Here is a 26,984-nt window from a genome sequence, read left to right as displayed (position 1 = left end):
CCGCCTGCAGCGCGTGCGGCTGCTTGCCGCCCGCCGCCGGGTAGGTGTAGTCGCGGACCTGCTCACCCGCGCCGCCCCAGGCGTGCTTGGTCTCCTTCGTGCGGTTGCCGACGGCGTCGTAGCCGTAGCTGACCGCGTACGGCGCCACCCCGCCGATCTTCCCCGACTGCGGCGAGGAGGCCGCGCAGTCGTCCGTGGCCGTCCACGCCGAGGTCAGGCGGCGCAGATGGTCGTAATTGAAGCACTGCGTGTCCTGGCCGCTCGCCTTGTCGGCGATCTTGGTGATGTTGCCGGACGCGTCGTAGCTGTAGTTGATGTCCAGATCGGTCTTGGCCGTGTTCTCCCGGTCCAGCCGCATGCTCGTGAGGCGGCGGGTGGCCTCGTCGTGGGTGTAGGTGAGCCAGGTCTTTTTGCCCGCCTCGCCCAGCTCGTACTGCAGCGTCTCACCCATCTTGGAGTAACGGGCCATGCTCACATACCCCGACAGGCCGGTGACCTTGGTCGTCTGGCCCAGCTCGTCGTAGGTGTAGACGACCTGCTCCTCAGCCAGCCCGCCCACGCCGGGGAAGCTGACCGACTGGACCTTGTCATCGGCCGTGTAGCGGGTGTTGAGCTGGTACGAACCCGCCAGCTTGCCCTCCCGCTCGGGGACGGTGACCGTCTCGCGCAGCGGGCGGTAGTCGGCGTCGATCGCGTCGATCTCGGCCTTGTACGCCTGCCCGCCCGCGTACCGGATGCTCGCGTTCGTGTGGCCCTTGGCCAGGGCGTCGTACTTCCACTCCGCCAGCAGCGGGCCGGTCGCCGAGCCTTCGCGCATCTCCTTCTTGCGACCGAGCTCGTCGTAGCCGTAGTACAGGGTCTTGCCGCGAGAGTCGGTGGTGGTGACGATCTCGTCGGCGTCGTTGTAGGTGGTCGTCGTGACGCCCTTGTCGGGGTCCTCGGTCTTGATCTCCCGGCCGCGCAGGTCGTAGTGGTGCTTCCACACGTTGCCCGCCGAGTCGGTCACCGTCGACAGGCGTCCGGCATGGTCGTAGCTGTACTTGGTGGCCTCGTACTCGCCCGTCGGGGTCGCGCCCTTGTACTGACGCAACTCGATCAGGCGGTCTTCAGCGTCACCGATCCGGGTCGTCGCCGTCCCGCCGGGCGGCGGCGTCACGTGGACCCGGTCGCCCTCGTGCTTGGCCGTGACCCGGTACTTCTCCGCGCCCTTCGCCTTGAGGATCTGGGAGGTGACCTCGCCGGCGCCGTCGAAGGTGGACACGACCTGGTTGGGCACGTCGGTGTCCGCCACCGCCAGCAACTCGGAGGCGGGGTTGCCGATGGCGAAGTAGCCCGAGTTCGACTTGGACTGCTCGCCCTGGGAGTTGTAGAAGGTGTCGGTGATCGTGCGCCCGTCACGCAGCGCGGGATCCTGCGTCTGGTCGTCCTTGGGCGCCGGTTCCTGCGTCTGGCGCTCACGCATCAGGCCGTCGTACAACTCGTGGCTGGAGGTGTAGCCGCCGTCGGCGCGCAGCGTCTTGGTGGTCACGACGCTGGGGCCGGTGTCACGCATCGTGTAGGAGTACTCGGTGCTGGGCGACTGCCCGCCCGCCTTGCTGCGGTCGGCCTGCCAGACCTTGGTCACGCGGCCGAGCGCGTCGTACTCCATCTCGACGCGGCGGTTGTTCGCGTCGATGTCGGCGACGGGCTCGCCCCAGGCCGGCTCGACGATCGTGCGGTCGGTGTGGCCGAGCTGGTTGGTCTCGGTCACCTCGGTCGCGAGGGTGCCAGCGGCCGGGCTGTAGGCCGTCACCGACTTGGTGCCGACCGCGTCGGTCTCGCTGGTCTCACGGCCGTAGGCGTCGAAGGTGTGGGTGCTGTCGGTGATGGTCGTGCCGTCGCCGTTGACGACCTGCTTCACCGACGTCACGTCACCCTTGCTCGGCGCCTGGCCGTGCGCCTGTCCGTCGTACTCGACCTTCTCGTCGGAGATGACCTCGTCGGCGGCCAGCTTGGCCACCGACGTGCCGCAGCTCGCGGCCACCTTGTGGATGCGGCTGGTGTAGTCGATCATCCAGGTCGTGTCGTTGCTGGCGTAGGACAGGCGGGTGCACGAGTCGTCGTCGGGCGTGGACAGGTCGCCCTTGTCATCCACCTGGGTCAGCAGGCCCTTGGTGTCGTACGAGCGTTCCTCGCCCACCCGCCGCCACTTGCCGTCAGACAGCGCCTTGCGGGTCTCCATGGACTGGGACTCGACCACGTGCGCGGCCTTGGTGACGCCGCCCTGCGTGGATTCCGCTGTCTTGACCGACCACGGCTTCTCGGTGCTCGCGGTCAGGATCGCGCCGCCGTCGCCGTCGTACAGGATCTCCTCGCGCTCGAAGCCGGAGTACTGGTCGAGGTCGTCCAGCTTGACGCCCTCTGAGTCCTCCACCTGCGCGCTGCGCTTGGAGCCGTCGGACTGCTTGTCGCCGTGCATGCCGCGGAAGTACTTGAACTCCGTGAGTGTGCGCTTGGTGTCCTGACCGTCGCCCTCGCGGACGCGTACCCGGCCGAATCCTCGGAAGTCCGACCACGTGCGGTGCTCGGGCTTGACGAGGATGTTGTCGGCGTAGTGCCAGCCGACACCGCCCAGGTACTCATAGTCGGTGACCACGTTCGGCGAGGCCGCGACGCGGTCCACCTCCATGGTCTGCGCCACCACGTACTTGTGGAACCAGTCGGTGATCTCCGCCTCGTCCGGCGGGGCCCAGCGCTGCGGGAAGCAGCGCTTGGTGTTCTTGTCGGGTGCGGGCAACTCGCCGGACTTGCACTCCGCGGGCGCGTAATTGACCCGCAGCTCACCGCCCGTCCCGTTGTTGACCGCCTGGATGCGCCACTTCACCAGAGGGGCGCGGCCCTCGTTCGCGTCCACCCGGTTGGGCAGCTGCACGCCGATGAAGGTGGTCTTGGGCAGCGAGAGCGTGCCTCCCACGTGCCCGGTCTGCTGAACCGAGGCCAGCCAGAGCGCCGGGCTGAGCCCGTCGCCCGTGGCCGGGAACTGATGCGTCAGCGCCCACGAGTCCACCGCGTAATACTGACCGGCCGCGTTGAGCACCTGGGTGGTGACCTTCGACAGCCGCTTGCGGGAGAAGAACGTCGGAGCCGTGCGATCGGTGCACTTGACACCGGAGTCGCAGATCTGGTCGAACGGGACGTCCGGCCAGTGGCTGGCGGTCTCCTTCTTGAGCTGCTCAGGGGCACAGGTGATCGTGCCGTTGGGCAGGCAGCGCTCGGCGACCTCGAACAGCACCCGGGTCGCCGGTGACTTGGTGAACAGCTCGTTCTTCAGGTAGCCGTAGTCGATCCGGGCCAGGTAGGCGCCCCGGGTGTACTGGGTGCCCAATTCCGGCTTGGAGTTTCGGCCGTAGTAGTTGGTCTCGCGCTCGTACCAGTACGTCGTGGCGTTCCCGTGGCTGTCGACGGCGTAGTCGAGGTTCCACCGGTACGCCTGCTGGCACCACGCGTTGGCCGGAGTGCTGTTGTAGCAGGGCTCGGTGCTGTTGTTGCCGAACACCGGCACCGTCTGCACCGACTTCGTCTCCGCCTTGCCGCTCACCCAGCCGGGCAGACGGTTCAGGCCGAAGGAGTACTGGGTGCCGTCCGGCGTGGTGACCCGCCAGTACTCGCCGTTGTTGTCGCCGTTCGTCGCGCCGGTCAGCGCCTCGATCCTGGTGCCGTCGTCGCGCTTGGGCCGCCACTGCTTGGTCGTGGCGTCCTTGACCAGCTCGACGGAGGAGCTGCCGAGCGACAGGACGGCGTTGTCCTGGTCCCAGCACAGGTCGCCGGTCTTCTTGCCGTCGAGCATGCAGGACTTGTAGCGGCGCTCGACGAAGCCGCCCGGGTTGAGGTCGAAGCCCTCACCGACCCAGGAGGCCTGGTTGTTGGTGGAGGAGGTGCGGCCGTCCACGCTCTGCGAGGAGTAACCCAGCCCGAATTCCGGCTCCTCGCCGCCCAGTGCGGGCGGGGTGCGCATGTCGTAGCTCCAGTTGAAGTCGCCGGACTGGGTGCCGACGCTCCAGTCCGCCGAAGGAGCCAGCGAGGTGGCGGAGTGGTCGCCCGACGGGCCCGAGGCCGCCGCGGTCAGGGCATACAGGCCGTTCGCCTCGAAGTCGGCGGTCAGCGTGCCGTCCTTGGCGTTGTTGTCGGTCTTGACCGGCTCGGGCGGGGCGCAGTCGGCCGCCTTGGCGTCCAGCGCGCACTCCTCCAGCTTGACCACGCGCAGACGGGCGCCGTAGTCGCCGCCGTAGGCGTAACGGAAACCGGAGTAGTCGACCCGCAGACGGGTCTTGCCCGCCGCCTTCGCGGCGGCGACACCCTGACCAGGAGAGACACGCAACGCCAGGCCGAGCCGATCCGTTTCGAGCAGCTCCACCTTGACCGGGTCGGCTGCGGCGGCTGCCTTCGCGCTCGCACCCTCCCGCGGAGCCAGCGTGATCGGGAAGCCGGACGCCAGGGTCGCGGCCTTCGCCTCACCGCCCAGCTCGACGCTCTGCGGTTTGGGCCAGGTGACCGTTGGTGGCGCCTTCCACGCCTGTTGACCGGCTGGGTCGGCCATCGCGGGCCGGATGGGGACCTTGGTCCCGTTGACCGGCGTCTCCTTCTGCACGGAGGGGGCCGAACGGGACTCCGCGGCGGCCGGCATGGCGTAGGCCATGGGGACCACCAGCATCATCGACACGACGGCCGCCAGCCGGCGCGGCCAGGGGGATTCGGACTTGGCTTCCCGGAAACGGTTCCAGGAGCCATCGGGAATGTCAGGTTCGTCGGGTTGCGGGGGCCGGTGCCAGCGGGATTCGGGCAGGTCTAACTCGTCCGGCAGATCCATGAACCTCTCCCAGTGTGGGGGTGCCGATCGGGAACTGGGCGGCTAAGGGCCGCCGGTCGCCCTGCTCGTGGCGACCGGCGGTGGTGAGAGGACTTACTGGGCGGCGAGTTGGGCGATTTGCTCGGCGCTCAACACGCCGTCGTACGTGCGGACGTCATCGACGATCCCCGGCCAGTAGCCGGTGAAGGCGCCCGCCGCCTTGGTCCGTCCGAGCTGGAGCGGGCCGGTGGCGTTCCATGCGCTGACATGGTCGGTGATGGTGGTGGTGGACAGTCGGCCGTTGACGTAGATGCGCAGCTCCCCGGCGAGCGGGTCGTACACGCCGGCCACGTGCGCCCACTCCAGCGGGGTCGGGATGGCGTCGGAGCGAGTGCGGACGAGCGCGGCGGTGTCGCTGTCGGCCGCGGCCATGCCGAGCGTCCAGCGGCTCTGCTCCTTGTCGAAGCCGAGCTGGAAACCGGCGGCCCGGCTGCCCAGCTGGGCCACCGCCGCGGTGTCGCGGGTGGGCAGGTAGTCGAGCTGCGTCCAGGCGGCCACGGTGAACCCCGCCCTGGTGTTGACCGCGGGCGCGCCCGCCTGGGCGTAGCCGTTGACCCCGTCGAGCGCGAGCGCGCCTTCCAGCCAGCCGGGCGTCCACGAGGCCGCGCCCCCCAGGGTCGCGGGCGTCCCCCTGCCCGACGAGTCGGCGGCCGTCAGGCCGGACTCCTCATCCAGCGTCCAGTGGCCGACCAGCGTGGCAGCGCTGTTGACCAGGTCGGCGAGCTCATCGGCGAACATGGCGCGGCCATAGACGCGGACCTCGTCGAGGTCACCCGCCCAGTGGTCCGCCGCCGCGCCGTTGATCTTGCCTCGGCCGATGGTGAGGGGTCCGGCCGCGTTCCACGGCGAGGTGGCGGCAACCGTGGATTCGAGCTTGCCGTTGACGTAAAGGGAGATCTGACCCGCGGCCGAGTCGTAGACGCCGGCCAGGTGGGTCCACTCGTTCAACCGGGGCGCGGCCTCGGACAGGGCGCGCACGGTCGTCGCGTTGTCGGCGTCCGTACCCGCCATCACCAGCGCCCACCGGTTGTCGGCCTTGCTGTACTGCAGCGAGAACGCGCCGGTCCTGTTGCCTTCCTGGGTGACGGCGGTGGCGGAGGCGGTGGTGCCCGTCAGGCGGGCCCAGGTGGTGACGGTGAAGTTGCGGCTGGTGTCGGTGACGGGGCCGGAGGTCTGGGCGTAGGCGTTGGCCAGGTTCAGCCCGGAGCCGGTCTTGCCGGTCGTCCACGTCGCCCCATACAGCGTGGCGGGCCGTGCGCCGCTCTCGTCGGCCGTCACGCCGCCCTGGCCCTCGTTCATGGTCCAGTGGCCGTTCGGGCCCTTGCCGCTGTTGACGTTGAAGACGTAAGTGCGGATCGGGCCGAGGTGGCCGGCGCGGTCCTTGCTGCGCACCGAAAGGACGTTGGGTCCGTCGTGGCGCGGGGTGAGCCCGATCGTGGCCGAACCGTCGGCGCCGGGCGCGACCTCCGCCTTCGGCGTGGTGTCCAGGCCATAGACGTAGAGCGCGACGTCGGGGACGCCGTTCGGGGCGAAGGTGAACGTGCCCGCCAGGCCGACGCCGTCGCTCCAGCCCTCCTCTGCGTACTGCGGCGAGGAGACCTCGGGCTCCCTGCCGGGGGCCGTGGCGTCCACGGTGGCCTCGCACCACGGGCTCCACGCGCTGTTGGCCTTGCCGTCCTCGGCGCGCACCCGCCAGCGGATGAGCTGGCCGTCGGCGAACAGGTTCTGCGGGATGGTCGCGGAGAAGGCGTTGCCGTTCGAGCCCGTCGGGGTGACGTACTCGCCCCGCTTCGTGCCGGCCTCGTCGTACCACTCGAAGCGGCCCTTGACCGAGTTGTCGACGTCCTTGAGCTTGGCCCACAGCTTGGGCGCGGCGGTGGCGATGATCGGCCGCCCGTCACCCGAGACGCAGGGGCCGCCCGGGTCCGACCAGACGTCGGCCGCCACCGGGTCGCCGGGCAGCGAGTTGTACTCGATGACCAGGCTCGGGTTGTTCCTGAACTTCTTCCAGGCCCAGTTGTCCTTCTCATCGTTGGCATAGAGACCGATGGTCATGGTGGGCCATTTCTTGGCGGCGGCGTCGGCGGCCCACGACGTGACGTCGAACTCCACACCGCCGGGTGCGCAGGACCCCGTGCCATAGCCCTTGGCCACGTTCACCGTGGAGAGCAACCTGGTCTTCGCCGGCGGGTTCTTCCAGGTGGTGCTCTTGCTGATCGCGCCGGTCCCCCAGGCCTCCACCTTGCGGGCGGTGCACGAGTACGACCACGTCTCATACGTGCGCAGCGTCGCCTTGATGATCTGCTTGCCGTGGATGGTGGAGCCACTGGCCATCTGGAAGAACGTGCGGTTCGTCTGGGTGGAGCTGATGCGGCCGACGCGGGCGATGTCGTTGGCGTTGAGGTAGTTGGAGGTGGGCCAGCTGCTCCAGACCGTCGTCCACGAGCCGCGCGAGGCCGAGAAGTACGGATCCAGGTAGAGGGGGAACTTGGTCTTCGGATCCGTCAGCATCTTCCTGTCCGGCTTCAGCCGGAGCTGCCTGCCCGTCAGCTCCACTCCCATCGTGGCCTCCCTGGCCTCCGGAGAGCGGCCTTCCTTGAGCGCCTGCGGGCTCGTGATCCCCTCCGAGTCCCACATCTTCGGCGTGGGCGCGATGAAGATCGTGCCACCGCCGTTGTCGACGGCCTCCAGGTTGCCTGCCGCGTCCGACTTCAGCGACAGGCCCTTGGCGTCGAGCGGATACGTCAGGTCGGTCAGGTTCGCCGCCGCCTTGCGCGACTTGACCACCAGGAGGTGCGAGAAGCCGTCCACGTCCGCGGTGACCTGGAGGTCGACGCCCGGCATGACCTCGGGATAGGTGGCGGTGTCGCCGTTCAGGGTGGGCTTGGGCAGGGCGCCCTGCCAGCCGAGCTCCAGGGACTTGGCGCCGCGCGACAGGCGGGCGAGCGGGGCGGTGCCGCCACCGGAGAACGTCAGGCCGGCCGCCGTGGCGACCGGCTCGACCGCGCCGTCGGGGCGAACGCGGAGGGTGGTGTCCACCGGGACCCAGCCGCCGGACTTGCGCACGCGCACCGGGCGGACGTTCTGCTCCAAGGTGAACGTGCCGTCAGGCTTGGCCCAGACCTGGCTGGTCTCGTCGCGCAGCGACTCGACCTCGACCGGCTTGCCCTCCGTGCGGGCAAGCGCGAGAGCGGACGCCTCGGGCGACTGGACTTTCCGCTGGACGGTCTCCCGGACGGTCTCCGTCTCGGCGGCGGGCGCCGGATCCGGCACCGCCAAGATCGTGAAGGCTAACGCCGCCGCAACCAGCCCACGCACTGCCCGCATACGTCCTCGCTCAAGGTGAGCTGGATCACGCGCGGGACAAAGCATCCGCCCGGCGTCTCCACGATCGTCGGTTGACGATCGGATCATCACCCGGCTCCGAACTATGAGTCCAGGGTTTTGTTCATTCTGCTCAAAGATTTCTTCAGGGACCGAATCTCCGTGGAGATATCCGCCAGACGGCTCAGACCTCCGTCGGCAGGGGCGAAGCCGCCGGGTTGACCCGCTTGACGATCTCGTTCAGGGCGATGCGCACATACGGCTCCCCCACCCACAGATGCTTGGCCCCGTCGACCCCGATGACCTCGGCCTGCGGCACCCGCGCGAACCTGGCGCGGGCCTCCTCCGGCCGCAGATAGTCGTCGAACTCCGGCACCAGCGCCACCAAAGGCCGCCCGAACCGCGCCCACGCGTCGAGGTCGTCGTCGGTGGCCCTGTGGAGCGGGGGCGAGAGCAGGATCGCGCCCTCCACGAGCGGGTCGTGGGCCCACTTGAGCGTCAACTCGGTGCCGAACGACCAGCCGACGACCCACACCCTCGGCAGATCGTGGTAGTCGGCGAACTCCAGCGCCGCCGCGACATCGAACCGCTCACCCTCGCCACCGTCGAACGCGCCCTCCGACGTGCCCCGCTCCGACGAAGTGCCGCGCGTATTGAAACGCAGCACGGCCAGGTCGGCGAGGGCGGGCAGACGGTTGGCGGCCTTCTTGTAGACGTGACTGTCCATGAAGCCGCCGTGGGTGGGCAGCGGGTGCAACGTCACCAGCGTCGCCGCCGGCGGGCGGTCGACCGGCACAGCCAGCTCCCCCACCAGGGTCAGGCCGTCGCCGGTGTGCAGCTCGATCGGCTCCCGCCGCGCGGGCAGCACCGTCGCCGCACGAATCTCCACAATCGCCCCCAATTTCATGGCTGGTCTTCTGTCGCGCACGGTCTTCCGTCGCGCTCTCGTTCTGGTCGCGTCCGGGGTTGGTCGCGGCTGGTTTTGATCGCGCTCGCATCAGTAGCGGCTGCGGCCAGGGCCGCGGTCGAGTCTCTTGCGCCAGCAGGACGCATGCCAGTGGCGGCGTTCCTCGTCGCCGCCCGTCCAGTTGGGCCAGGCGACAAGATGCGGCTGGCCGCTGCGGATCTCCTGGTCGCAGCCAGGACAGCGGTAGTTTTTCTGCGAGGAGGCGCCTGTCAGCATGCGCACCTTCCACTCGCCGTCCGGCCACTCCTCCACCTTGTCCATGCCGGTCGGGAAGCCGAAAGGGCGGGAGGACTCCCTGCGGCGCGCCCGTCGGGGGCTCATCAACGCACACCCACCCTTTCCAACGCCATGCCTCCAGTTTTCCAGAACCGCTAAGGTGGATCGTCATGCGGCTGGTCATCGCGCGATGCAGCGTGGATTACATCGGACGGCTCACGGCGCACCTGCCGATGGCGCCAAGACTCGTCCTCATCAAGGCGGACGGCAGCGTGAGCATTCACGCCGACGACCGCGCGTTCAAGCCGCTCAACTGGATGAACCCGCCGTGCAAGCTCAAAGAGGACGGCGAGACCTGGACGGTCACCCACGGCAAGACCGGCGAGAAGCTGGTGCTGACGATGGCCGAAATCATCCACGACACCAGCCACGAACTGGGCGTCGACCCCGGGCTGATCAAGGACGGCGTGGAGGCCCACCTGCAGGAGCTGCTCGCCGAGCACATCACGACGCTGGGCGAGGGCTACTCGCTGGTCAGGCGCGAGTACATGACGGCGATCGGGCCCGTCGACATCCTGTGCCGTGACGCGGTGGGGGCGACGGTGGCGGTGGAGATCAAGCGACGCGGCGAGATCGACGGCGTCGAGCAGCTCACCCGGTATCTGGAGCTGCTCAACCGCGATCCGCTGATCGCTCCCGTCCGGGGGGTGTTCGCGGCCCAGGAGATCAAACCCCAGGCCCGCGTCCTCGCCTCCGACCGCGGCATCACCTGCGTCACCCTCGACTACGATGCCCTCCGCGGCATCGAGCCGGAAAATCCCACGCTGTTCTAAGGCGCAGGGCGCTCGTCGGAAAAGCCCACCCACCGCACTGGTGCAGGGCCGCTTCTGCTGCTCGTCGGAAAAGCCCATCTGTTACGCGCTGCCGTGCCCAACCACCCACCGCACTTCGGCTGCGGGCCCTCCAGGAAACGCCTGCTGACCCTTCAGTGGTGACCCGCCGTTACGGGGCGCAACGTTGGCCCCCTACGTGGTTCTCATCCTGCCCGTGGCGCCCGCTGTACCCCGGCCACCCGACGTCAGCCCCCAGAAGCCGTCCAGGAGGCTGCTGGGAGCGCGGCTGGGCGGCGCGTTTATGTCGGGGGCGGCGTGTATGAAAGTTTCATGCGTGAGCTGGCCGAGTGGGTGGCGGAGGTGTGGGCCGGTGTTCTCGGGTGATGTGTGTCGGCGCGTAGGATGCGAGCGGGCATGGTGGCGTTCAGCGGGCCCGTCGAACTTGAGCGGCTGATCAGGCTTGTCACGTTCTTGCACGGCCGACGTAAAAGATAATCTTCTTGCCCTTTCCCAAAACGGATCATCCGTCCATAATTGTGTGCTCTGGGGGCCACGATCATGTTGGACGGGTGGAATGTGAACCGGTCTTACCGGGGAATGTCGGCTGAGCAAAGGCTGGCAGACAGACGGGAGCGGCTGATGACGGCCGCCTACACGCTATACGCGAAGCCGGGTTTCGCGGCGACGACGATCGAAAGACTGTGCTCGGAGGCGAGGATCTCCAACCGCGCCTTCTACGAATGTTTCGGCGGCCGCGAGGAGCTCCTTCAGGCGCTGCACGAGCGGTGTGTGGACGAAAGCCTGGCCGTCGTGTCCAAGGCGTTACAGGAGGCGCCGAACGCCCTGGGCGAACGGGTCAAGGCGGGGATACGCGCATATATCGAGTACACCACGGCCGACTGGCGACGCGCCCGAATCATGCACGTGGAGGTTCGCAGATCAGGAGACGTTCTGGCGCTGTCCCGCCAGCGCGCCGTGGCGTCCTTCGCCCGGCTCATCGAGGAGGCCTCGGCCGATTTCCCGTTGGCCGCCCCGTTGAATCGGCGACTGGTCGCGCTCGGCGCCATTGGGGCGTTACAGGAGTTGCTGATCGAATGGCTGCACGCGGAAGACCAACCGGAGATCGACGAACTCGCGGAGGTGGCCGTGCACATCTTCGAGCGGATCCTGCGGTAAGGCGGTGATGGCGCGGTCACCAAGCGTCATTACCTTCACCGTGCAGGCGATAAATCCGTTCGGAGTTGTATTCCGCCCCACGAGTCCCACAAGTGGGCCAACCGAAAACTGCATTTCGCCTAAACCATAAAAAGAGCGGGCGACGGCTGATCGTCACCCGCTCCGATATGTCACATCAGGCCACCGCGGCAGCGTGTACCTCCACGTGCAGGACCCGATTCAGCCGGGTCACCGCCAGTATCCGCATGATCCGCGGTGGCACCCCCCGAAGAACGAGGCGGCGTTGCACGCTCAGCGCGCGCCGATGCGCGCCCACGAGCACGCCGAGACCGGTGGCGTCGATCATCTCCAGCTTGGAGAGATCCAGGATCAGGTCGCCTTCCCCGGAGTCGAGCGCCTTGTGCAGCCGCTCGCGCACCCCGGCCGACGTGCCGGCGTCGAGCCGGGCGCCGATCCGCACCACCTGGGCACTCGGATTGCCCCGGACGCGCATGCCACCTCCTCAGTCACGCACGCAGCGTAGTCGAACCCCTGCGTAAAGCGTCTGCCGTGGTTTCCCCGGCGTTATTCCACTACCCACGAATCGGGAGTAACACGACAGCGTGCACCAGGAACTCTCCGTCACCCGTCGGGCGCGCCGTCACCGTGCCCCCCACGGCGGCCAGCCGCTCACTCATGCCGACCAGCCCGCTTCCCAGGTCAGCGGTCTGCCGCCGCTCGACACCGTCGTTGCGGACGCGCAGCTCCGCCTCCCGGTCGGTGAAGCGGATCGTGACGTCGCAGAAGCTCGCGGAGCTGTGCTTGAGTACGTTGGTCGCCGCCTCGCGCACCACATAGGCGAACACCGGCGCCACCCCGGCGGGCAGTTCGCGATAGGGCAGGCGAACCTCACAGCGGACCCCGGCCGCTTCGAGCACTCCCTTCACGCTATTCAGCTCGGCGGACAAGTCAAGCTCGCGGTAGCCGCGCACGGCCTGGCGCAGCTCCTTGAGTGCCTTCCTGGTCAGCGTGTTGACCTCGGACATCTCGGCCTTGGCCGCCGCCGCGTCGGCGTCGGAGAGCCGTACGGCCAGCTCGGTCTTGACGGCGATCGCCGAGAGCTGGTGCCCGACGAGGTCGTGCAGGTCCCTGGCCAGGCGCAGCCGCTCCTCGGCCACGGCCAGCCGCGCGTGCGCCGCACGCCCCTCATGAGCCTGTACGGCCAGCGTCCAGATCCACATGACGACCCGATTGGACGGCGGCAGCAGCACGCAGAGGAAGGCGTTGAAGGCGACGATGTAGACGAGTTTCCCGGGGTTCCCCGATGCGGTCCAAGCGCTCGTCCCCGTCAGTAAGGTCAGCGCGCCGAGCCCGGTCGAGACCACGAACGTCGCGGCCGTCATGGCGACGGCCCGGCGCCTCGGGATCTCGAGCGTGGCGATCGACAACCACGTCGGGATCGTGATCCCCCATCCGAACGGCTCGGCCCCGCCCACGACCGCCGCGACAACGGCGAGAACCGCCGACACCACCACCTCTCTGGTGGGGTGACGGCGGTCCAGAAACGCCCGCAGCATGCGCAGCAGCACCCAGGTCAGAACGAGCGTCACGATCGCCGCGGGCACGACACGCCACCAGTTGAGCATCCCCCTGTCATAGGTGACCACCGTCGCCACCGTGACGAGCGCCCACATCATGAAGACGAAGCCGACCAGCATCGTCCAGGTGGCGCGCCGCATCCGCTGGATCGGGTCCATCTACCGGGCGCGCACGACGTCGCCGAGTTTCAGCCGGGCGCCGGTGCGCAGCACGGCCCGCTCGTAGACCTTGGCGCCGAAGGCCAGCACCGCGACCACGCCCAGCACCATCGCCGCCATGGAGGCGCCCATCTGCCACAGCGGCACCTCGGTCCCGGCCATCCGCACCGGCATGATCATCGAGGAGAACGGCGGCACGTACGACAGGACCGTGGCCAGCGTGCCCGTGGGGTTGTTGACGGTGAAGATGGCGACGAAGTACGTGGCCATCATGATCATGGTCAGCGGGGTGAGCACGTTGTTGACCTCCTCCTGGCGCGAGACCAGCGAGGCGAGCGCGGCCGACAGCGTGGCGAAGAAGGCGTACCCGAGCACGAACCACACCAGCACCCCGGCCACCAGACCCCCGATGCCGGGCGGGAAGTCGGAGGCCACGCCCGAGGCGGTCGCCGCCCCCAGGCCGACCACGACGACCGTGCCCAGGTTGATGAGGCCGATCACGCCCAGCCCGATGATCTTCCCGCCGAGCAGTTGCCACGGCCTCAGCGTGGAGAGCAGGATCTCCACGATCCTGCTGCCCTTCTCCTCCACCACGCCCATGGCGACCATGATGGTCTGCCCGAAGAGCATCATGAACAGCACGATGACCAGCACCCAGGCGATCCCGGCGCGCGCCGACTCGTAACGGGTGTCGGCGCCCACCGACTCCATCTGCAGCGGCGGGATCGCCAGGCCGGCGGCGCCGAGCTTCGCCTCCCTGTTGACGCTCTGCATGATCACGCCGAGCTGGGAGTCGATCTCGCCGTCCGTGATCACCTTGGTGCCGTTGACCAGCACCGCGTCCACGTCGCCCGCCAGCACGGCCTTCTTGGCCGCGGCCTCGTCGGGGAAGGAGCGCCAGGTGAACTCGGTGTCCGGCACGGCCGTCCGCAGCGGCAGCGGCTGGGAGTTGACGGTGCCGAGCGTGTAGGAGTCGGGGCCGCCCATGAACTTCGGGGCGAAGGCGAGCACGGCCGTCAGCAGGGCCGTGATGAGCAGGCCGATGACGAACGCCCGCGTCCTGACCTGCGTGACGACTTCTCTGCGGGCGACCAGCATCAGTCCGTTCACGCCACGGCCTCCTTGAAGATCTCGGTGAGGGTCGGTTGCTCGACCCCGAAGTGCTCGACGTGCCCCGCCTTCATGGCGCGGCGCAGGATCTCCTGGTCGTCGCCGTCCTCGGTGCGCAGGACGTGCCTGTCGCCGGTGACGGTGACCGTGCCGGGCAGCCCGTCCGCCCAGCCGGGCGCCGGGTCGCGCACGACCACGCGCAGCGCGTTGCCCTCGGCGGCGCGCAGGTCGGCGACCGTGCCGGAGGCGACCATCCGGCCGGCCGAGACGATGCCGACGGAGTCGCACAGCCGCTCGACCAGTTCGAGCTGGTGGCTGGAGAAGATCACCGGCACGCCGCCCCTGCAGCGCTCCTGCAGCACCGTGGCCAGCGCGTCCACCGCGATGGGGTCGAGGCCGGAGAACGGCTCGTCCAGGACCAGCACCTCGGGATCGTGCACCAGGGCCACGGCGAGCTGCACGCGCTGCTGGTTGCCCAGCGACAGCGCCTGCACCGCGTCTGCCCTGCGCTCGGTCAGCCCGAGCCGCTCCAGCAGGTCGTCGGTGGATTTCTTGGCCGCCGCGGCGCTCAGCCCGTGCAGGCGGCCGAAGTACTCGATCTGCTCGGCGACCCGCATCTTCTGGTAAAGCCCGCGCTCCTCCGGCATGTAGCCGAAACGCTGCCTGGCGGCGGGGCCCAACGGGCTGCCCTGCCAGCTCACCGACCCGGAGTCGGGCTGGAGCACACCCATGACGATGCGCATGGTGGTCGTCTTGCCGGCGCCGTTCGCGCCGACGAACCCGAACATCTCCCCCGGCTGTACGGCGAAGCTGACTCCGTCCAGGGCGACCTTCCCGCCAGGGGCGTCGGGGCCGCCCGCGAAGCGCTTGCGCAGCTCGCTGATCTCGAGCATCAGGTCCTCTCCTTCGTCATGAGTCCATGGTGTCTTTCATGGCATTCGTCCGGCCAGTCGCCGAAATCACGGGCCCGGCATGCGTCGCGCGTCCGTTCTTGATGACTTTTGTCATCGGCGCCTCCCGAGGAGCCCCGGGCCTCATGCGCGGCGAGGGAGTCAATAGGGTGAGAGCATGACGCGCGCCGACAAGGACAAGCCGGTCGTCCTATCCCGCATCTACACACGCACCGGCGACGACGGCACCACGACGCTGAGCGACATGAGCCGGACCTCGAAGACCGATCCCCGGCTGGCGGCCTACGCCGACGTGGAGGAGGCCAACGCCCACCTGGGGGTCGCGCTCTCCCACGGCACGCTTCCCGCCGAGCTCGTGAAGGTCCTGGTCAGGGTGCAGAACGAGATGTTCGATCTGGGGGCCGATCTGGCCACGCCGGTGGTCGGCAACCCGGAGTTCCCGCCGCTGCGGGTCGAGCAGTCCTACATCGACCGGCTGGAGGAGCAGTGCGACCACTTCAACGCCGGCCTCAAGCCGCTGCGTAGCTTCATCCTGCCCGGCGGCGACCCGGCCACGGCCGCGCTCCACGTGGCCCGGGTCACGGTCCGCAGGGCCGAGCGTTCGACCTGGGCGGCCCTGGACGTCCACGACGACATGAACGAGCTGACCGCGAAATACCTCAACCGGCTCTCAGACCTGCTCTTCATCGCCTGCCGGGTCGCCCACGCGGGCGAGGAGATCCTCTGGAAGCCCGGCGGCACCCGCTAAGCCACGTCGAGATATGCGCTGGGCGGCGCCGACTCCAGCCACGCCAGGAACCCGGTCAGCGCATCGGCGCTCATCGCGATCGACAACCCCCGCGTGCTTCCGCCGAAGTCCACGGCGTAGAGCCCGCCGTCTATCTCACGCCGGGCGGAAACGACGAGGCCGCGCCTCGCGATAGCGTGGCGCGGCCTCAGTCGGACGCCCATGAGCGGGATCCAGTGGAGCTCCCCGTCGGCGTAGCGGGCCACCCCGCTCTGCCATCCGCGCTCGCCCACCCGCAGGCGACAGGGTACGCTCCCCCGTGATCTGGCCAGCACGATGCCGCGCAGGACCACGAGGGCAGCCAGTAGCAGTACGAAAGTCACAACCGTTACCACTAGGCTGCCCCCCTGAGCCAGCTTGCATCACCAATGAGAAACCCGCCCGCCGGCCCGCGCCTGTGGTTGCGGCGGTCCGCTTGGCGGATTTCTTATTGGTATTAAACCTCTTCGCCTGCCGCGCGCAGCCGAGCCCTGGCACGTTTGGCCTCGATTGCCGCGTCGGCGTCTTCCTGATTGGCCTCGATCGAGGCCTGAGCCCGGTCGAGTGCATCACGGGCGGCGGCGACGTCGACCTCGGAACCGAGCTCGGCCACCTCGGCGAGCACGGACACCTCGTCGTCGGCGACGGAGATGAAGCCCCCGTGCACCGCCGCCGCGAGATCGCCCTCGCCCTCCCGCTTGATGCGCAGCACGCCGCCCTCGACGAGGACGCCGAGCACAGGTGCGTGTTGCGGCATAATACCGATCTCGCCGTCCACGGTCTTGGCAATCACCATGTCGGCCTCGCCCGACCAGATCTCACGCTCGGGTGAGACAACCCCTACGCGTAGCTTCGCCACTTGTGTAGGTTCCTTTCCGATCAGGTGATGGCGCGGCCCGCGACGGCCGCGCCATCACCGTGGGCGACTTAGCGGCGCTCGAGTTCCTTGGCCTTGGCCACGGCCTGCTCGATGCCACCGACCATGAAGAACGCCTGCTCGGGCAGGTGGTCGTACTCACCCGCGCACAGGCCCTTGAAGGAGGCGATGGTCTCGTCCAGCGGGACGGTCTCGCCCGGCTGGCCGGTGAACGCCTCGGCGGCGTACATCGGGTGCGACAGGAACCGCTCGATACGGCGGGCCCGCTGCACGGTGACCTTGTCCTCTTCGGACAGCTCGTCGATACCGAGGATCGCGATGATGTCCTGGAGCTCGCGGTACTTCTGCAGGATCCGCTTGGTCTCCTGGGCCACCCGGTAGTGCTCCTCGCCCACGATCTGCGGGTCGAGGATCCGGGAGGAGGAGTCGAGCGGGTCCACCGCGGGGTAGATGCCCTTCTCCGAGATCGGCCGCGAGAGCACGGTCTGCGCGTCGAGGTGCGCGAACGCGTTGTGCGGGGCCGGGTCGGTGATGTCGTCGGCGGGCACGTAGATCGCCTGCATGGAGGTGATCGAGTGACCGCGCGTCGAGGTGATGCGCTCCTGGAGCACACCCATCTCGTCGGCCAGCGTCGGCTGGTAACCCACCGCGGACGGCATACGGCCGAGCAGCGTGGAGACCTCGGAACCGGCCTGCGTGAAGCGGAAGATGTTGTCGATGAACAGCAGCACGTCCTGCTTCTGCACATCGCGGAAGTACTCCGCCATGGTCAGCGCCGACAGCGCGACCCGCAGCCGGGTGCCCGGCGGCTCGTCCATCTGGCCGAAGACGAGCGCGGTGTCCTTGAGGACGTCCGCCTCCTCCATCTCCAGCCAGAGGTCGTTGCCCTCACGGGTGCGCTCGCCCACACCGGCGAAGCACGAGGTGCCACCGAAGTTACGGGCGACACGGCGGATCATCTCCTGGATGAGCACCGTCTTGCCCACGCCGGCGCCGCCGAACAGGCCGATCTTCCCACCCTGCACGTACGGGGTGAGCAGGTCGATGACCTTGATGCCCGTGACGAGCATCTCGGTGCGCGACTCGAGCTGGTCGAAGGGCGGCGACGGCCGGTGGATGCCCCACCGCTCCTCGATCTTGAGCGACGCGGTCGGCACGTCGAGCGTCTCGCCCAGCGCGCTCCACACGTGGCCCTTGACGACGTCGCCGACCGGCACCGAGATCGGGGCGCCGGTGTCGAGCACGGCCTGGCCGCGGACCATGCCGTCGGTGGGCTGCATGGAGATGGCCCGGACCAGGTTGTCGCCCAGGTGCTGGGCGACCTCCAGGGTCAGGGTCTTGGTCTCGCCGCCGAGGGTGACCTCGACCTTGAGCGCGTTATAGATGTCGGGCATCGCGTCGACGGGGAACTCCGCGTCGACGACGGCGCCGGTGACGCGGGCCACGCGGCCCGTACCGGCCGCCGCAGCCTCTACGTTTTCAACAGCCTCTGCAGTCATTTCACTCTTTCCCCGCTGCGGCGTCAGCGAGCGCGTTGGCGCCACCGACGATCTCGCTGATTTCCTGGGTGATCTCAGCCTGGCGAGCCTGGTTCATCTCCTGGGTGAGCAACCGCATCAGCTCGTTGGCGTTGTCCGTCGCCGACTTCATCGCGCGCCGCCGCGCGGCCTCCTCGGAGGCCGCCGACTGCAGCAACGCGGTGAAGATGCGCGATTCCACATAACGCGGAAGCAGCGTCTCCAGCACGTCGGCAGCGGTCGGCTCGAACTCGAAGTAGGGCGGGATCACGGTGGACTCCGTCGCCACGGTCTCCTCGACCTCGAGCGGCAGAACCCGCTTGACCACGACGTTCTGCGTCAGCATCGAGACGAACTCGGTCGAGACGATGTGGATCTCGTCGATCCCGTTCTCGTCCTTGAACGACTCGATCAGCGTGCCCGCGATCTCCTTGGCGTCGGCGTAGGACGGCTTCCTGGAGAAGCCGACCCAGTCGCCGCCCATCTCCCGCTGGCGGAAGGTGTGCCAGGTGACGCCCTTGCGCCCGGAGACGAACGGAACCACGTCCATGCCGCGGCTCTCCAGCAGCCCGCGCAGGGCCTCGGCCTCACGCAGCACGTTGGCGTTGAAACCGCCGCAGAACCCGCTGTCGCTGGTGACGATGAGGACGCCCGCCCTGGCGGGGTTCTCCTTCGCCACGGTCAGCGGATGGTCGACGCTGGCCGCGTTGCTGACGACGCCGGTGACGGCGCGAGTGATCTCGCGCTCGTACGGCAGCGCCGCCTGCATCCGCTGCTGCGCCTTCACGATCCGTGAAGAGGCGATGAGCTCCTGGGCGCGCGTGATCTTCGCGGTCGACTTGACCGAGTTGATCCGCCGCCGCAGCAGCCTTAGCTGGGCACCCATGGGCTACTTCCCCGTAGCCGGACGGACGACCTTCTTGATCTTCTCCTGGCCGACCTCTTCGGCCTCCAGCGGAGCGACCGGCTCGTCCTTGACGAGCAGCTCACCCGAGGAGGTGGTGAAGCCCTTCTTGAACTCCGTGATGGCGTCCTTGAGGGTGGTCACCGCGTCGTCGGACAGGTCGTTGGTCTCGCGGATGCTGTCGAAGACACCCTTGTGCGAGGCCTGCAGGAAATCGAGGAACTCCGACTCGAAGCGGCGGATGTCCTCGGTCGGCACCTCGTCGAGCTCACCGGTGGTGCCGGCCCACACCGACACGACCTGCTTCTCGACGGGGAACGGAGAGTACTGCGGCTGCTTGAGCAGCTCGACCAGGCGCTGGCCGCGCTCGAGCTGGGCGCGGGAGGCCGCGTCCAGGTCGGAGGCGAACGACGCGAACGCCTCCAGGTCGCGGTACTGCGACAGCGACAGCTTCAGCGTGCCCGCGACCTTCCGCATCGCCTTGACCTGCGCCGAGCCACCGACTCGGGAGACCGAGATACCGACGTTGATCGCCGGACGGACACCCGCGTTGAACAGGTCGGTCTCAAGGAAGCACTGGCCGTCGGTGATGGAGATGACGTTGGTCGGGATGAACGCCGAGACGTCGTTGCCCTTGGTCTCGATGATCGGCAGGCCCGTCATCGAGCCGCCGCCCATCTCCTTGGACAGCCTCGCGCAGCGCTCCAAGAGCCTGGAGTGGAGGTAGAAGACGTCGCCGGGGAAGGCCTCGCGGCCCGGCGGGCGACGCAGCAGCAGGGACACCGCGCGGTAGGCGTCGGCCTGCTTGGTCAGGTCGTCGAAGATGATCAGAACGTGCTTGCCCTGGTACATCCAGTGCTGGCCGATGGCCGAACCGGTGTAGGGGGCGAGGTACTTGTAGCCGGCCGGGTCGGAGGCGGGAGCGGCGACGATGGTGGTGTACTCCAGCGCGCCGGCCTCCTCCAGCCGAGCCTTGACCTGCGCGATCGTCGAGCCCTTCTGGCCTACCGCGACGTAGACGCAGCGGACCTGCTTCTCGGGGTCGCCCGAGGCCCAGTTTTCGCGCTGGTTGAGAATCGTGTCCACGGCGATCGCGGTCTTGCCGGTGCCACGGTCACCGATGATCAGCTGGCGCTGGCCGCGGCCGATCGGCGTCATGGCGTCGATCGCCTTGATGCCGGTCTGCAGCGGCTGCTTCACCGGCTGCCGCTGGACGACCGAGGGGGCCTGGAGTTCGAGGGCACGCGTGCCCTCGGACTCGATGGCGCCCTTGCCGTCGAGCGGAACACCGAGCGGGTCGACCACGCGGCCGAGGAAGTTGTCGCCGACGGGCACGGACAGGACCTCGCCCGTCCTGCGGACCGTCTGGCCTTCCTCGATCTTGCTGAAGTCGCCCAGGACAACGACACCGATCTCGCGGGTGTCGAGGTTAAGTGCCAGGCCGCGCGTGCCGTCCTCGAACTCGAGCAGTTCGTTCGCCATCGCCGAGGGAAGGCCGGAGACATGGGCAATGCCGTCGCCGGCGTCGACGACGGTCCCGATCTCCTCGCGCGCGGCGCCTTCCGGTTCGTACGCCTGGACGAAGCGCTCAAGCGCGTCCCGGATCTCGTCCGGCCGGATCGTAAGCTCCGCCATCTCTACTCTGTCTCCCTATTCGCCTAGCCGGCCAACCGGCGGCGGACTTCTTCGATTCGTCCCACAATGGTGCTGTCGATGATCTCGTCGCCGATGCGGACCGAGAACCCACCGATCACCCGCTTGTCCACCTCGACGTTCAGGTGCACGTCACGGCCGTATGAAGCGCGCAGCCACGCCGCCAGGCGCTCCTGCTGCGCGTCGGACAGCTCGACCGCGGTGCGCACCACCGCGACGAGGCGCTGGCGCTGCTCGGCTACGAGCTGGCCGACACCCTCAAGACCTGCCTCCAGGCTACGCCCACGTGGGTGTGCCACGACCTGCGTGACCAGGCGCAGGCTGGTCGGCGCGACCTTGTCGCCGAGCAGGTCGCGCAGCAACTGCCGCTTGCCCGACTCGGGCGCCGCCGCGTCGGACAGCGCGCGGCGCAGATCGGGGTTGGCGGCGACGATGCGGCCGAAGCGGAAGAGCTCGTCATCGACCTCGTCGAGCCTGGACTGGCTCTCCGCCTCCGCGGACGCGGCGACGACGCCGAGCCGTTCGAGCACGTCGGGCAGGTCACCGGCGCGCGACCACCGCGCCGAGACCGCAGCCTCGACGGTGGAGATCGTCGAGGCGCTGACCTTCCCCTCGAGCAGCGCGCGCACGGTGGCCGCCTTCTGCTCCCCGGGCCTGGCCGGGTCGGACAGGGCCCGGCGCAGGCCGTGCTCCCGATCGAGCAGGTCCGCGACCGCGAACAGCTCGTCGGAGAGCGTGCCGAGCTCGGCACTGCCGGCGACCGCGTTGAACCGCTCCTCGACCGTAGCCAGGGACGTCCTGCTCAAGCCCCTCATCGTTCACTCACCCGCTCGCTGCGGGGGGTTCGCCCACGCATCAGCGCACCGCCTGCGCGTTGCTGGTCTCCAGCTCGTCGAGGAACCGGTCGACGATGCGGCTCTGCCGGACCTCGTCCTCGAGAGACTCGCCGACGATGCGGCCGGCCAGCTCGGTCGACAGTCGGCCGATCTCCGTGCGGAGCTGGGAGAAGGCCGCCTGACGGTCGGCCTCGATCTGCGCGTGCGCGGCCTCGACGAGGCGGCGGGCCTCGGCCTGCGCCTCTTCACGGAGCTCGGCCTTGATCTGCGCGGCCTGCTCGCGGGCCTCCTCGCGCAGGCGGGCGGCGTCGCGACGGGCCTCTTCGAGTTGCTGCTGGTACTTGCGCTGCAGCTCCTGCGCCTCGGCCTGGGCCTCCTCGGCCCTCTTGATGCCGCCCTCGATCGCGTTGGTCCGCTCGGCCAGCGTCTTCTGGATACGCGGGACGAGAATCTTGCCGACGACGACGAGAACGACGAGGAACGAGAAGATACCGACGACGAGCTCGTACGTGTGCGGCATGAGGGGGTTGGCCCCTTCCTCCGCCGCAAGGAGCGTAGCTGCCTTGATCATGGTTGCAGCCTTTCGTCAGTGAGGATGATCAAGCGGTCTAGATGCCCGAGAAGATGAACGGCGCGACGAGACCGAGCAGGGCCAGGGCCTCGGTGAGGACGAAGCCCAGGAGCATGTTCTGACGGATCAGCCCGTACGCCTCCGGCTGGCGGGCGATGGCCTGCACGCCCTGACCGAAGATGATGCCGACGCCGATGCCGGGGCCGATGGCGGCGAGACCGTAACCGATGGCGGTGACGTTGCCGGAGACCTCAGCGAGAACGCTCATTACTGTTATTCCTTTACTGGACGGCCGGTGAATCGGTGTTTTCACCGGTCATGGATATTCCGGTATGTGGTTCTCAGTGATCCGCGTGCAGCGAGTTGCCGATGTACATCGAGGCCAGCATCGCGAACAGGAATGCCTGCAAGAACTGGATGAACATCTCGAAGGCGGTGAAGATGATCGTCATGATCACGCCGACGACGCCCACGCCCGCGCCGAGCGGGGTCAGCTTCTCGAACAGGAACCAGAAGCCCACCATGCTGAAGAAGGCCAGCAGCATGTGGCCGGCGAACATGTTCGCGAAGAGTCGGACCGCGTGCGTGAAGGGGGCGATGATCAGGTTGGACAGGAACTCGATCGGCGCCAGGAGCACGTAGATGAACTTCGGCAACCCCGGCGGGAACATCATGTTCTTGAAGTAGCCGATCGGGCCCTGGTGCTTCATACCCAGGTAGATCTTGAGCACGTAGATCGAGATCGCCAGCACCATCGGGAAGGCGATGTGCGAGGCCACCGGGAACTGGATCACCGGGATGACACCCATGAGGTTCCAGACCAGGACCAGGAAGAACAGGGTGAGCAGCAGGCCCATCCACCGGTCGGCGTCCTTGCCCAGGAAGGGCCGGGCGACCTGGTCGCGGACGAACATGTAGCCGTACTCGACGACGTTCTGGACACCCCTCGGCACGACCTTCGGGTTGCCGAAGGCCGCCCAGCAGACGCCGATCACGAGAATCGAGCTGAGCATCGCGAGGAGAACCGGCTTGGTGAACCAGTCGACCCCCGGGATGATCGGGGTGAAAGCATTGAACAGACTGTCAGGCGATGGCGCCTGGAACTGATCAGCGGGAGCTAGGGCCGTCAGCGCACTCACGCGGCGTTCCCTTCATCAACGTCGTAGTGTGGATCACAGGGGTTTCCCTCAGCGAAGCCTTCGCGAGTCAGCGAGAGAACTTCCGGTAGGCCAGGTAGCCGGCGAGCACCAGCCCAAGGACGATGCCTATGGGAAAGAACGCGGACATGTCCAGCCACCGGTCCAGCAACCACCCGAGACCGCCGTAGATGGCCATCCCTGCAAGCAGATAGCTGGGGACTGACCACATGGCGTCGGCGAAGTCGCGACCGTCTTCTTCCGGTCGGCGTTCCTGTGCGCTCATCGCGGCCCCGACGATAGCAGGCAAATGGAGGACTAGTCATATCGGGCCCCGTCACGCGCCGGCCTCATGAGTCTCCCTTTCCGGGGACCTTGGCCTCGGGGTCGACGTAAAGCAGCTTGGTCTTCATGAAGGCGCGGACCTCGAAACCCGTCCACACGAGCGTGCACACCACCACTGACCAGGCGAAAGCTTGGGTGTTCCAGGCCGTGGTGTCGCGGAAGGCGGACAGCACGACCATGATGGCCACGACCTTGACGAGGTAGCTCACCATCGCCGCGATCGCCATCATCTGCGGGGAGACGCGGGCGGCGTAGGAGACCGCCACGACGCTGATGCTGAAGAAAACTCCGACGAGCACGGTGCCGAGGGCCGCGCCGAGCGCCCCTTGACCACCGGCGAGCAGCAGCGCCAGGACGACGGCGACCACCCCGACCCCGAGGGTCGGAATCGCGGCACTTTTGAGTACGCGCACGTCGTTGGCCTGCATCAGTGCTCCATCAGCATGTTGTCAAGCGAGCGTTTGCTACCTCCAGAAGCAGTGCATCTGGAGTCCCTGCTCGTGAAAGATATCACAAGCTCACGGAAGACCGCTTTTACCTGCCGTTTCTAGTTCGCGATCAAGAACGGCTCGGAAAGGCGGGAATGACCGGTTTGCCATCGGCCGTCGCACGGTCGTTCGGAGAGCCGTCGGCAGGCGGCCTCGGCCCTCTGACCTCGGTGTCCGGGCGGATGGGCGGCATCGGCCCCGTGGGCGGCCCGTCGTCGTCGTCGGACCGGCCCCCGCGCGAGTGCGCCCCGCCCCTGCCCCGCCAGCGCGGCAGGGCCATCAGCACCAGAACCGCCAGCGCGAGCAGGATGACCACGGGGAACAGCAGGACCGGCACGCCGACCGTGGACATCCCCACGATGCCGAAGGCGAACAGGAACGCCCACGCGTACAGGATGAGCACGGTTCTGCGATGGGAGTGGCCGATGTCCATCAGCCGGTGGTGCAGGTGGCCGCGGTCGGGCGCGAACGGCGACAGGCCGCGCGAGGTGCGCCGCACCACGGCCGTGATCAGGTCGACCAGCGGCAGGACCAGCACCGCGGCCGGCAGCAGCAGCGGCAGCAGCACCGGGACCTTGTTCATCCCCTCGATGATCCCGGGGTCGACCGGCGTCACGGTGACGATGGAGGAGGCGAGCACGAGCCCGATCAGCATCGCGCCCGTGTCGCCCATGAAGATCTTCGCCGGGTGGAAGTTGTGGGGCAGGAAGCCCAGGCAGGTGCCGATGAGGATGGCGACGATGGCGGCCGTGACGGTGATGCGCCCGGTGCTGATGTTGTCGGCGAGGAAGATCGAGTAGGCCCATGTGGCCATGCTGGCGATGCAGACGATGCCGGCCGCCAGGCCGTCGAGCCCGTCGACGAAGTTGACCGCGTTGATGGTCACGACCACGACCAGGATCGTGATGACCGTGCTCAAGGTGTAGTCGAGGCTGGTGGAGCCGCCCCAGTCTTGGGGCAGCGGGAGGTAGAGCAGCCGCAGGTCGTAGAAGACCAGCACGCCGGCCGCCGCGATCTGCCCGCCGAGCTTGATGAAGGCGTCCATGCCCCACCAGTCGTCGAGGAACCCGGTCAGCGTGATGAGCCCGCCCGCCAGGATCAGCGCGGTCACCGCGTTGCTCTCGGACTCCGCCAGCGCCTTGCCCGTGTGGGTGAGCTGATTGGCGACCAGCAGGCCCACGACGAGCCCGCCGTACATCGCAAGACCGCCCAGCCTGGGCGTTGGCGTGGTGTGCACATCCCGTTCGCGAACCTCGGGCATGGCGCCGATGCGGATGGCGAAGCGGCGCACGAGCGGGACCAGCAGATAGGTCACCGCCGCCGAGATGAGCGCCATGAAGAGGTATTCGCGCACGGACCTAGTTTCCCGGATGCTCCGGCCCACTGTGACCGGAAAACGACACAGACCAGTTTAATATTCGCTGAGATATGGCCGATGTATGGCCAGAAGCGCTGAAACTCTTTCCCGAACCTCCTGCGCACTCCCCGGATCGCGCACCGCCCGGGTCACGAGCGTGCCAACTTCCTCGAGATCCTGGGGCCCCATCCCCTGGGTGGTCACGCAGGGCGTGCCGACGCGGATGCCCGAGGTGGTCGTCGCGGGCTCGGGATCGTACGGGATCACGTTCCGGTTCAGCGTGATCCCTGCGGCGGCGCATCTCTGCTCCGCCTCGGCCCCCGACACCTCCACGCCGCGCAGGTCGATCAGCGCCAGGTGGGTGTCCGTGCCGCCGGACACCGCCCGCATCCCGTCCACGGCCAGCGCCCCCGCCAGCGCCTGCGCGTTGGCGACCACCCGCCTGGTGTAGTCGCGGAACTCCGGCCGCGCCGCCTCCGCGAACGCCACCGCCTTGGCCGCCACCACGTGCATCAGCGGCCCACCCTGGATGAACGGGAACACCGCCCTGTCGATCTTCTTGGCCAGCTCCCCCGTGCACAGGATGGCCCCGCCGCGCGGGCCGCGCAGCGCCTTGTGGGTGGTGAGCGTCACGACGTCCGCGTACGGCACCGCCGACGGGATCGCGCCGCCCGCCATCAGCCCGATCGTGTGCGCCACGTCGGCCATCAGCCACGCCCCCACCTCGTCGGCGATGCCGCGGAAGACCGCGAAGTCGATCAGCCTCGGATACGCGGTGGCGCCGCACACGATGAGTTTCGGCTGGTGCCGCAGGGCCAGGTCGCGCACCTCGTCGTAGTCGATGAGTTCGGTGTCGCGACGCACTCCGTACGACACGACGTCGAACCATCTTCCGGAAAAGTTCACCTTGGAGCCGTGGGTGAGGTGGCCGCCGTGCGAAAGCGCCATGGCCAGCATGGTGTCGCCGGGCTGGAGGAGCGCGGCGTAGGCGGCCAGGTTGGCCGAGGCGCCCGAGTGGGGCTGGACGTTGGCGTGCTCGGCCCCGAACAGCCCCTTGGCCCGGTCGATCGCCAGGCGTTCGGCCCGGTCCACGACCTCGCAACCGCCGTAGTAGCGCCTGCCCGGGTAGCCCTCGGCGTACTTGTTGGTGAGGGTGGAGCCCAGGGCCGCCATGACGGCGGGCGAGGTGAAGTTCTCGCTCGCGATCAGCTGGATCCCGCCGCGTACGCGGTCGAGCTCGTCCAGCAGGATCTGCGCGAGCTCGGGATCCTGCTTCTGCAGCTGCCCGAAGTCCGGGCCGTAGTAGGGTTGTACACCCATTTCCCCACTGTACGACCTGATGTCCGTTTTCACCCAGGCGGCTAGCGCTTAGTCCG

24 protein-coding genes are annotated in these 26,984 nt (G+C 68.2%); 3 read left to right on the top strand and 21 right to left on the bottom strand.

Going from position 1 to position 26,984, the window contains the following annotated elements:
• The 4 genes from ACFOY2_RS31505 to ACFOY2_RS31490 form a co-directional block, all read right to left on the bottom strand.
• Positions 1–4,846, bottom strand: a 4,846-nt coding sequence (locus ACFOY2_RS31505) for a type IV secretion protein Rhs (RefSeq protein WP_379531726.1), incomplete at its 3' end; no start/stop codon positions are given.
• A gap of 93 nt (positions 4,847–4,939) precedes the next feature.
• Entirely contained in the window at positions 4,940–8,158 is a 3,219-nt protein-coding gene (locus ACFOY2_RS31500; protein ID WP_379531725.1) for a LamG-like jellyroll fold domain-containing protein, read from the bottom strand.
• Positions 8,159–8,393: 235 nt separating this feature from the next.
• A complete protein-coding gene (locus ACFOY2_RS31495; RefSeq protein WP_379531732.1) occupies positions 8,394–9,098 on the bottom strand; it encodes an alpha/beta hydrolase in 705 nt (234 codons plus the stop codon).
• Positions 9,099–9,206: 108 nt separating this feature from the next.
• Complete coding sequence (locus ACFOY2_RS31490; RefSeq protein ID WP_379531724.1) at positions 9,207–9,497, bottom strand: ATP/GTP-binding protein; 291 nt, start codon at positions 9,495–9,497, stop codon at positions 9,207–9,209.
• Between the two features lie 65 nt (positions 9,498–9,562).
• Between ACFOY2_RS31490 and nucS the strand changes: the two genes are divergently transcribed.
• Positions 9,563–10,225 carry an endonuclease NucS gene (gene nucS / locus ACFOY2_RS31485; protein WP_379531723.1) on the top strand — a complete coding sequence of 221 codons (663 nt, stop codon included), beginning with the start codon at positions 9,563–9,565 and terminating at the stop codon, positions 10,223–10,225.
• 639 nt (positions 10,226–10,864) lie between these two features.
• Positions 10,865–11,401, top strand: coding sequence for a TetR/AcrR family transcriptional regulator (locus tag ACFOY2_RS31480; protein ID WP_379531722.1), 537 nt, complete (start codon positions 10,865–10,867; stop codon positions 11,399–11,401).
• Between the two features lie 175 nt (positions 11,402–11,576).
• Here the strand turns inward: ACFOY2_RS31480 and ACFOY2_RS31475 are convergent, their stop codons facing one another.
• From ACFOY2_RS31475 to ACFOY2_RS31460, 4 genes are all read right to left on the bottom strand, one after another.
• A complete protein-coding gene (locus ACFOY2_RS31475) occupies positions 11,577–11,894 on the bottom strand; it encodes an STAS domain-containing protein (protein WP_357829932.1) in 318 nt (105 codons plus the stop codon).
• Between the two features lie 79 nt (positions 11,895–11,973).
• Positions 11,974–13,137 (bottom strand): sensor histidine kinase, encoded by a 1,164-nt coding sequence (locus tag ACFOY2_RS31470; RefSeq protein ID WP_379531721.1) that lies wholly within the window; start codon positions 13,135–13,137, stop codon positions 11,974–11,976.
• On the bottom strand, positions 13,138–14,247 hold the full coding sequence (locus ACFOY2_RS31465; RefSeq protein ID WP_379531720.1) for an ABC transporter permease: 1,110 nt from the start codon (positions 14,245–14,247) through the stop codon (positions 13,138–13,140).
• Positions 14,244–15,140, bottom strand: coding sequence for an ABC transporter ATP-binding protein (locus tag ACFOY2_RS31460; RefSeq protein WP_379531719.1), 897 nt, complete (start codon positions 15,138–15,140; stop codon positions 14,244–14,246). The genes ACFOY2_RS31465 and ACFOY2_RS31460 overlap by 4 nt, the downstream gene beginning before the upstream one ends.
• A 175-nt stretch (positions 15,141–15,315) precedes the next feature.
• Between ACFOY2_RS31460 and ACFOY2_RS31455 the strand changes: the two genes are divergently transcribed.
• Positions 15,316–15,906 (top strand): cob(I)yrinic acid a,c-diamide adenosyltransferase, encoded by a 591-nt coding sequence (locus ACFOY2_RS31455; protein ID WP_379531718.1) that lies wholly within the window; start codon positions 15,316–15,318, stop codon positions 15,904–15,906.
• Here the strand turns inward: ACFOY2_RS31455 and ACFOY2_RS31450 are convergent.
• From ACFOY2_RS31450 to ACFOY2_RS31390, 13 genes are all read right to left on the bottom strand, one after another.
• On the bottom strand, positions 15,903–16,268 hold the full coding sequence (locus ACFOY2_RS31450) for a DUF2550 family protein (protein WP_379531717.1): 366 nt from the start codon (positions 16,266–16,268) through the stop codon (positions 15,903–15,905). The genes ACFOY2_RS31455 and ACFOY2_RS31450 overlap by 4 nt on opposite strands.
• Positions 16,269–16,381: 113 nt before the next feature.
• Positions 16,382–16,783: a F0F1 ATP synthase subunit epsilon gene (locus tag ACFOY2_RS31445; RefSeq protein ID WP_132331956.1), complete on the bottom strand. Its 402-nt coding sequence runs from the start codon at positions 16,781–16,783 to the stop codon at positions 16,382–16,384.
• A gap of 68 nt (positions 16,784–16,851) precedes the next feature.
• Entirely contained in the window at positions 16,852–18,300 is a 1,449-nt protein-coding gene (gene atpD, locus ACFOY2_RS31440; RefSeq protein WP_379531716.1) for a F0F1 ATP synthase subunit beta, read from the bottom strand.
• 1 nt (position 18,301) lies between these two features.
• Positions 18,302–19,204 carry a F0F1 ATP synthase subunit gamma gene (locus ACFOY2_RS31435; RefSeq protein ID WP_379531715.1) on the bottom strand — a complete coding sequence of 301 codons (903 nt, stop codon included), beginning with the start codon at positions 19,202–19,204 and terminating at the stop codon, positions 18,302–18,304.
• A 3-nt stretch (positions 19,205–19,207) separates the two neighbouring features.
• Complete coding sequence (gene atpA / locus ACFOY2_RS31430; RefSeq protein ID WP_379531714.1) at positions 19,208–20,857, bottom strand: F0F1 ATP synthase subunit alpha; 1,650 nt, start codon at positions 20,855–20,857, stop codon at positions 19,208–19,210.
• Between the two features lie 23 nt (positions 20,858–20,880).
• On the bottom strand, positions 20,881–21,690 hold the full coding sequence (locus ACFOY2_RS31425) for a F0F1 ATP synthase subunit delta (RefSeq protein ID WP_379531713.1): 810 nt from the start codon (positions 21,688–21,690) through the stop codon (positions 20,881–20,883).
• A gap of 40 nt (positions 21,691–21,730) precedes the next feature.
• Positions 21,731–22,282 (bottom strand): F0F1 ATP synthase subunit B, encoded by a 552-nt coding sequence (locus ACFOY2_RS31420; RefSeq protein ID WP_379531712.1) that lies wholly within the window; start codon positions 22,280–22,282, stop codon positions 21,731–21,733.
• Between the two features lie 37 nt (positions 22,283–22,319).
• The gene (atpE, locus tag ACFOY2_RS31415; protein ID WP_357829968.1) at positions 22,320–22,550 is read right to left on the bottom strand and encodes an ATP synthase F0 subunit C; all 231 of its coding nucleotides are present in this window, start codon (positions 22,548–22,550) and stop codon (positions 22,320–22,322) included.
• A gap of 73 nt (positions 22,551–22,623) precedes the next feature.
• Positions 22,624–23,421 (bottom strand): F0F1 ATP synthase subunit A, encoded by a 798-nt coding sequence (gene atpB / locus ACFOY2_RS31410; protein WP_379531711.1) that lies wholly within the window; start codon positions 23,419–23,421, stop codon positions 22,624–22,626.
• A gap of 67 nt (positions 23,422–23,488) precedes the next feature.
• Positions 23,489–23,704 (bottom strand): AtpZ/AtpI family protein, encoded by a 216-nt coding sequence (locus ACFOY2_RS31405; RefSeq protein ID WP_379531710.1) that lies wholly within the window; start codon positions 23,702–23,704, stop codon positions 23,489–23,491.
• Between the two features lie 64 nt (positions 23,705–23,768).
• Positions 23,769–24,191, bottom strand: coding sequence for a hypothetical protein (locus ACFOY2_RS31400; protein WP_379531709.1), 423 nt, complete (start codon positions 24,189–24,191; stop codon positions 23,769–23,771).
• A 130-nt stretch (positions 24,192–24,321) separates the two neighbouring features.
• Positions 24,322–25,605 (bottom strand): glycosyltransferase family 4 protein, encoded by a 1,284-nt coding sequence (locus ACFOY2_RS31395; RefSeq protein ID WP_379531708.1) that lies wholly within the window; start codon positions 25,603–25,605, stop codon positions 24,322–24,324.
• A 57-nt stretch (positions 25,606–25,662) separates the two neighbouring features.
• On the bottom strand, positions 25,663–26,928 hold the full coding sequence (locus ACFOY2_RS31390) for a serine hydroxymethyltransferase (protein ID WP_379531707.1): 1,266 nt from the start codon (positions 26,926–26,928) through the stop codon (positions 25,663–25,665).
• Between the last annotated feature and the right edge of the window lie 56 nt (positions 26,929–26,984).

The sequence above is a fragment of the Nonomuraea purpurea genome, from assembly GCF_042650645.1.
GTDB lineage: Bacteria > Actinomycetota > Actinomycetes > Streptosporangiales > Streptosporangiaceae > Nonomuraea > Nonomuraea purpurea.
This window is presented reverse-complemented; position numbering and strand designations above follow the sequence as displayed.

Coding starts and splice junctions, on each gene's coding strand:
- ACFOY2_RS31435 (WP_379531715.1), bottom strand. CDS start 19,204: ATGGGTGCCCAGCTAAGGCTGCTGCGGCGGCGGATCAACTCGGTCAAG.
- ACFOY2_RS31480 (WP_379531722.1), top strand. CDS start 10,865: ATGACGGCCGCCTACACGCTATACGCGAAGCCGGGTTTCGCGGCGACG.
- ACFOY2_RS31470 (WP_379531721.1), bottom strand. CDS start 13,137: ATGGACCCGATCCAGCGGATGCGGCGCGCCACCTGGACGATGCTGGTC.
- ACFOY2_RS31455 (WP_379531718.1), top strand. CDS start 15,316: ATGACGCGCGCCGACAAGGACAAGCCGGTCGTCCTATCCCGCATCTAC.
- ACFOY2_RS31460 (WP_379531719.1), bottom strand. CDS start 15,140: ATGCTCGAGATCAGCGAGCTGCGCAAGCGCTTCGCGGGCGGCCCCGAC.
- ACFOY2_RS31405 (WP_379531710.1), bottom strand. CDS start 23,704: ATGAGCGCACAGGAACGCCGACCGGAAGAAGACGGTCGCGACTTCGCC.
- atpD (WP_379531716.1), bottom strand. CDS start 18,300: ATGACTGCAGAGGCTGTTGAAAACGTAGAGGCTGCGGCGGCCGGTACG.
- ACFOY2_RS31475 (WP_357829932.1), bottom strand. CDS start 11,894: ATGCGCGTCCGGGGCAATCCGAGTGCCCAGGTGGTGCGGATCGGCGCC.
- ACFOY2_RS31425 (WP_379531713.1), bottom strand. CDS start 21,690: ATGAGGGGCTTGAGCAGGACGTCCCTGGCTACGGTCGAGGAGCGGTTC.
- atpE (WP_357829968.1), bottom strand. CDS start 22,550: ATGAGCGTTCTCGCTGAGGTCTCCGGCAACGTCACCGCCATCGGTTAC.
- ACFOY2_RS31490 (WP_379531724.1), bottom strand. CDS start 9,497: ATGAGCCCCCGACGGGCGCGCCGCAGGGAGTCCTCCCGCCCTTTCGGC.
- ACFOY2_RS31420 (WP_379531712.1), bottom strand. CDS start 22,282: ATGATCAAGGCAGCTACGCTCCTTGCGGCGGAGGAAGGGGCCAACCCC.
- atpA (WP_379531714.1), bottom strand. CDS start 20,857: ATGGCGGAGCTTACGATCCGGCCGGACGAGATCCGGGACGCGCTTGAG.
- nucS (WP_379531723.1), top strand. CDS start 9,563: ATGCGGCTGGTCATCGCGCGATGCAGCGTGGATTACATCGGACGGCTC.
- ACFOY2_RS31390 (WP_379531707.1), bottom strand. CDS start 26,928: ATGGGTGTACAACCCTACTACGGCCCGGACTTCGGGCAGCTGCAGAAG.
- ACFOY2_RS31400 (WP_379531709.1), bottom strand. CDS start 24,191: ATGCAGGCCAACGACGTGCGCGTACTCAAAAGTGCCGCGATTCCGACC.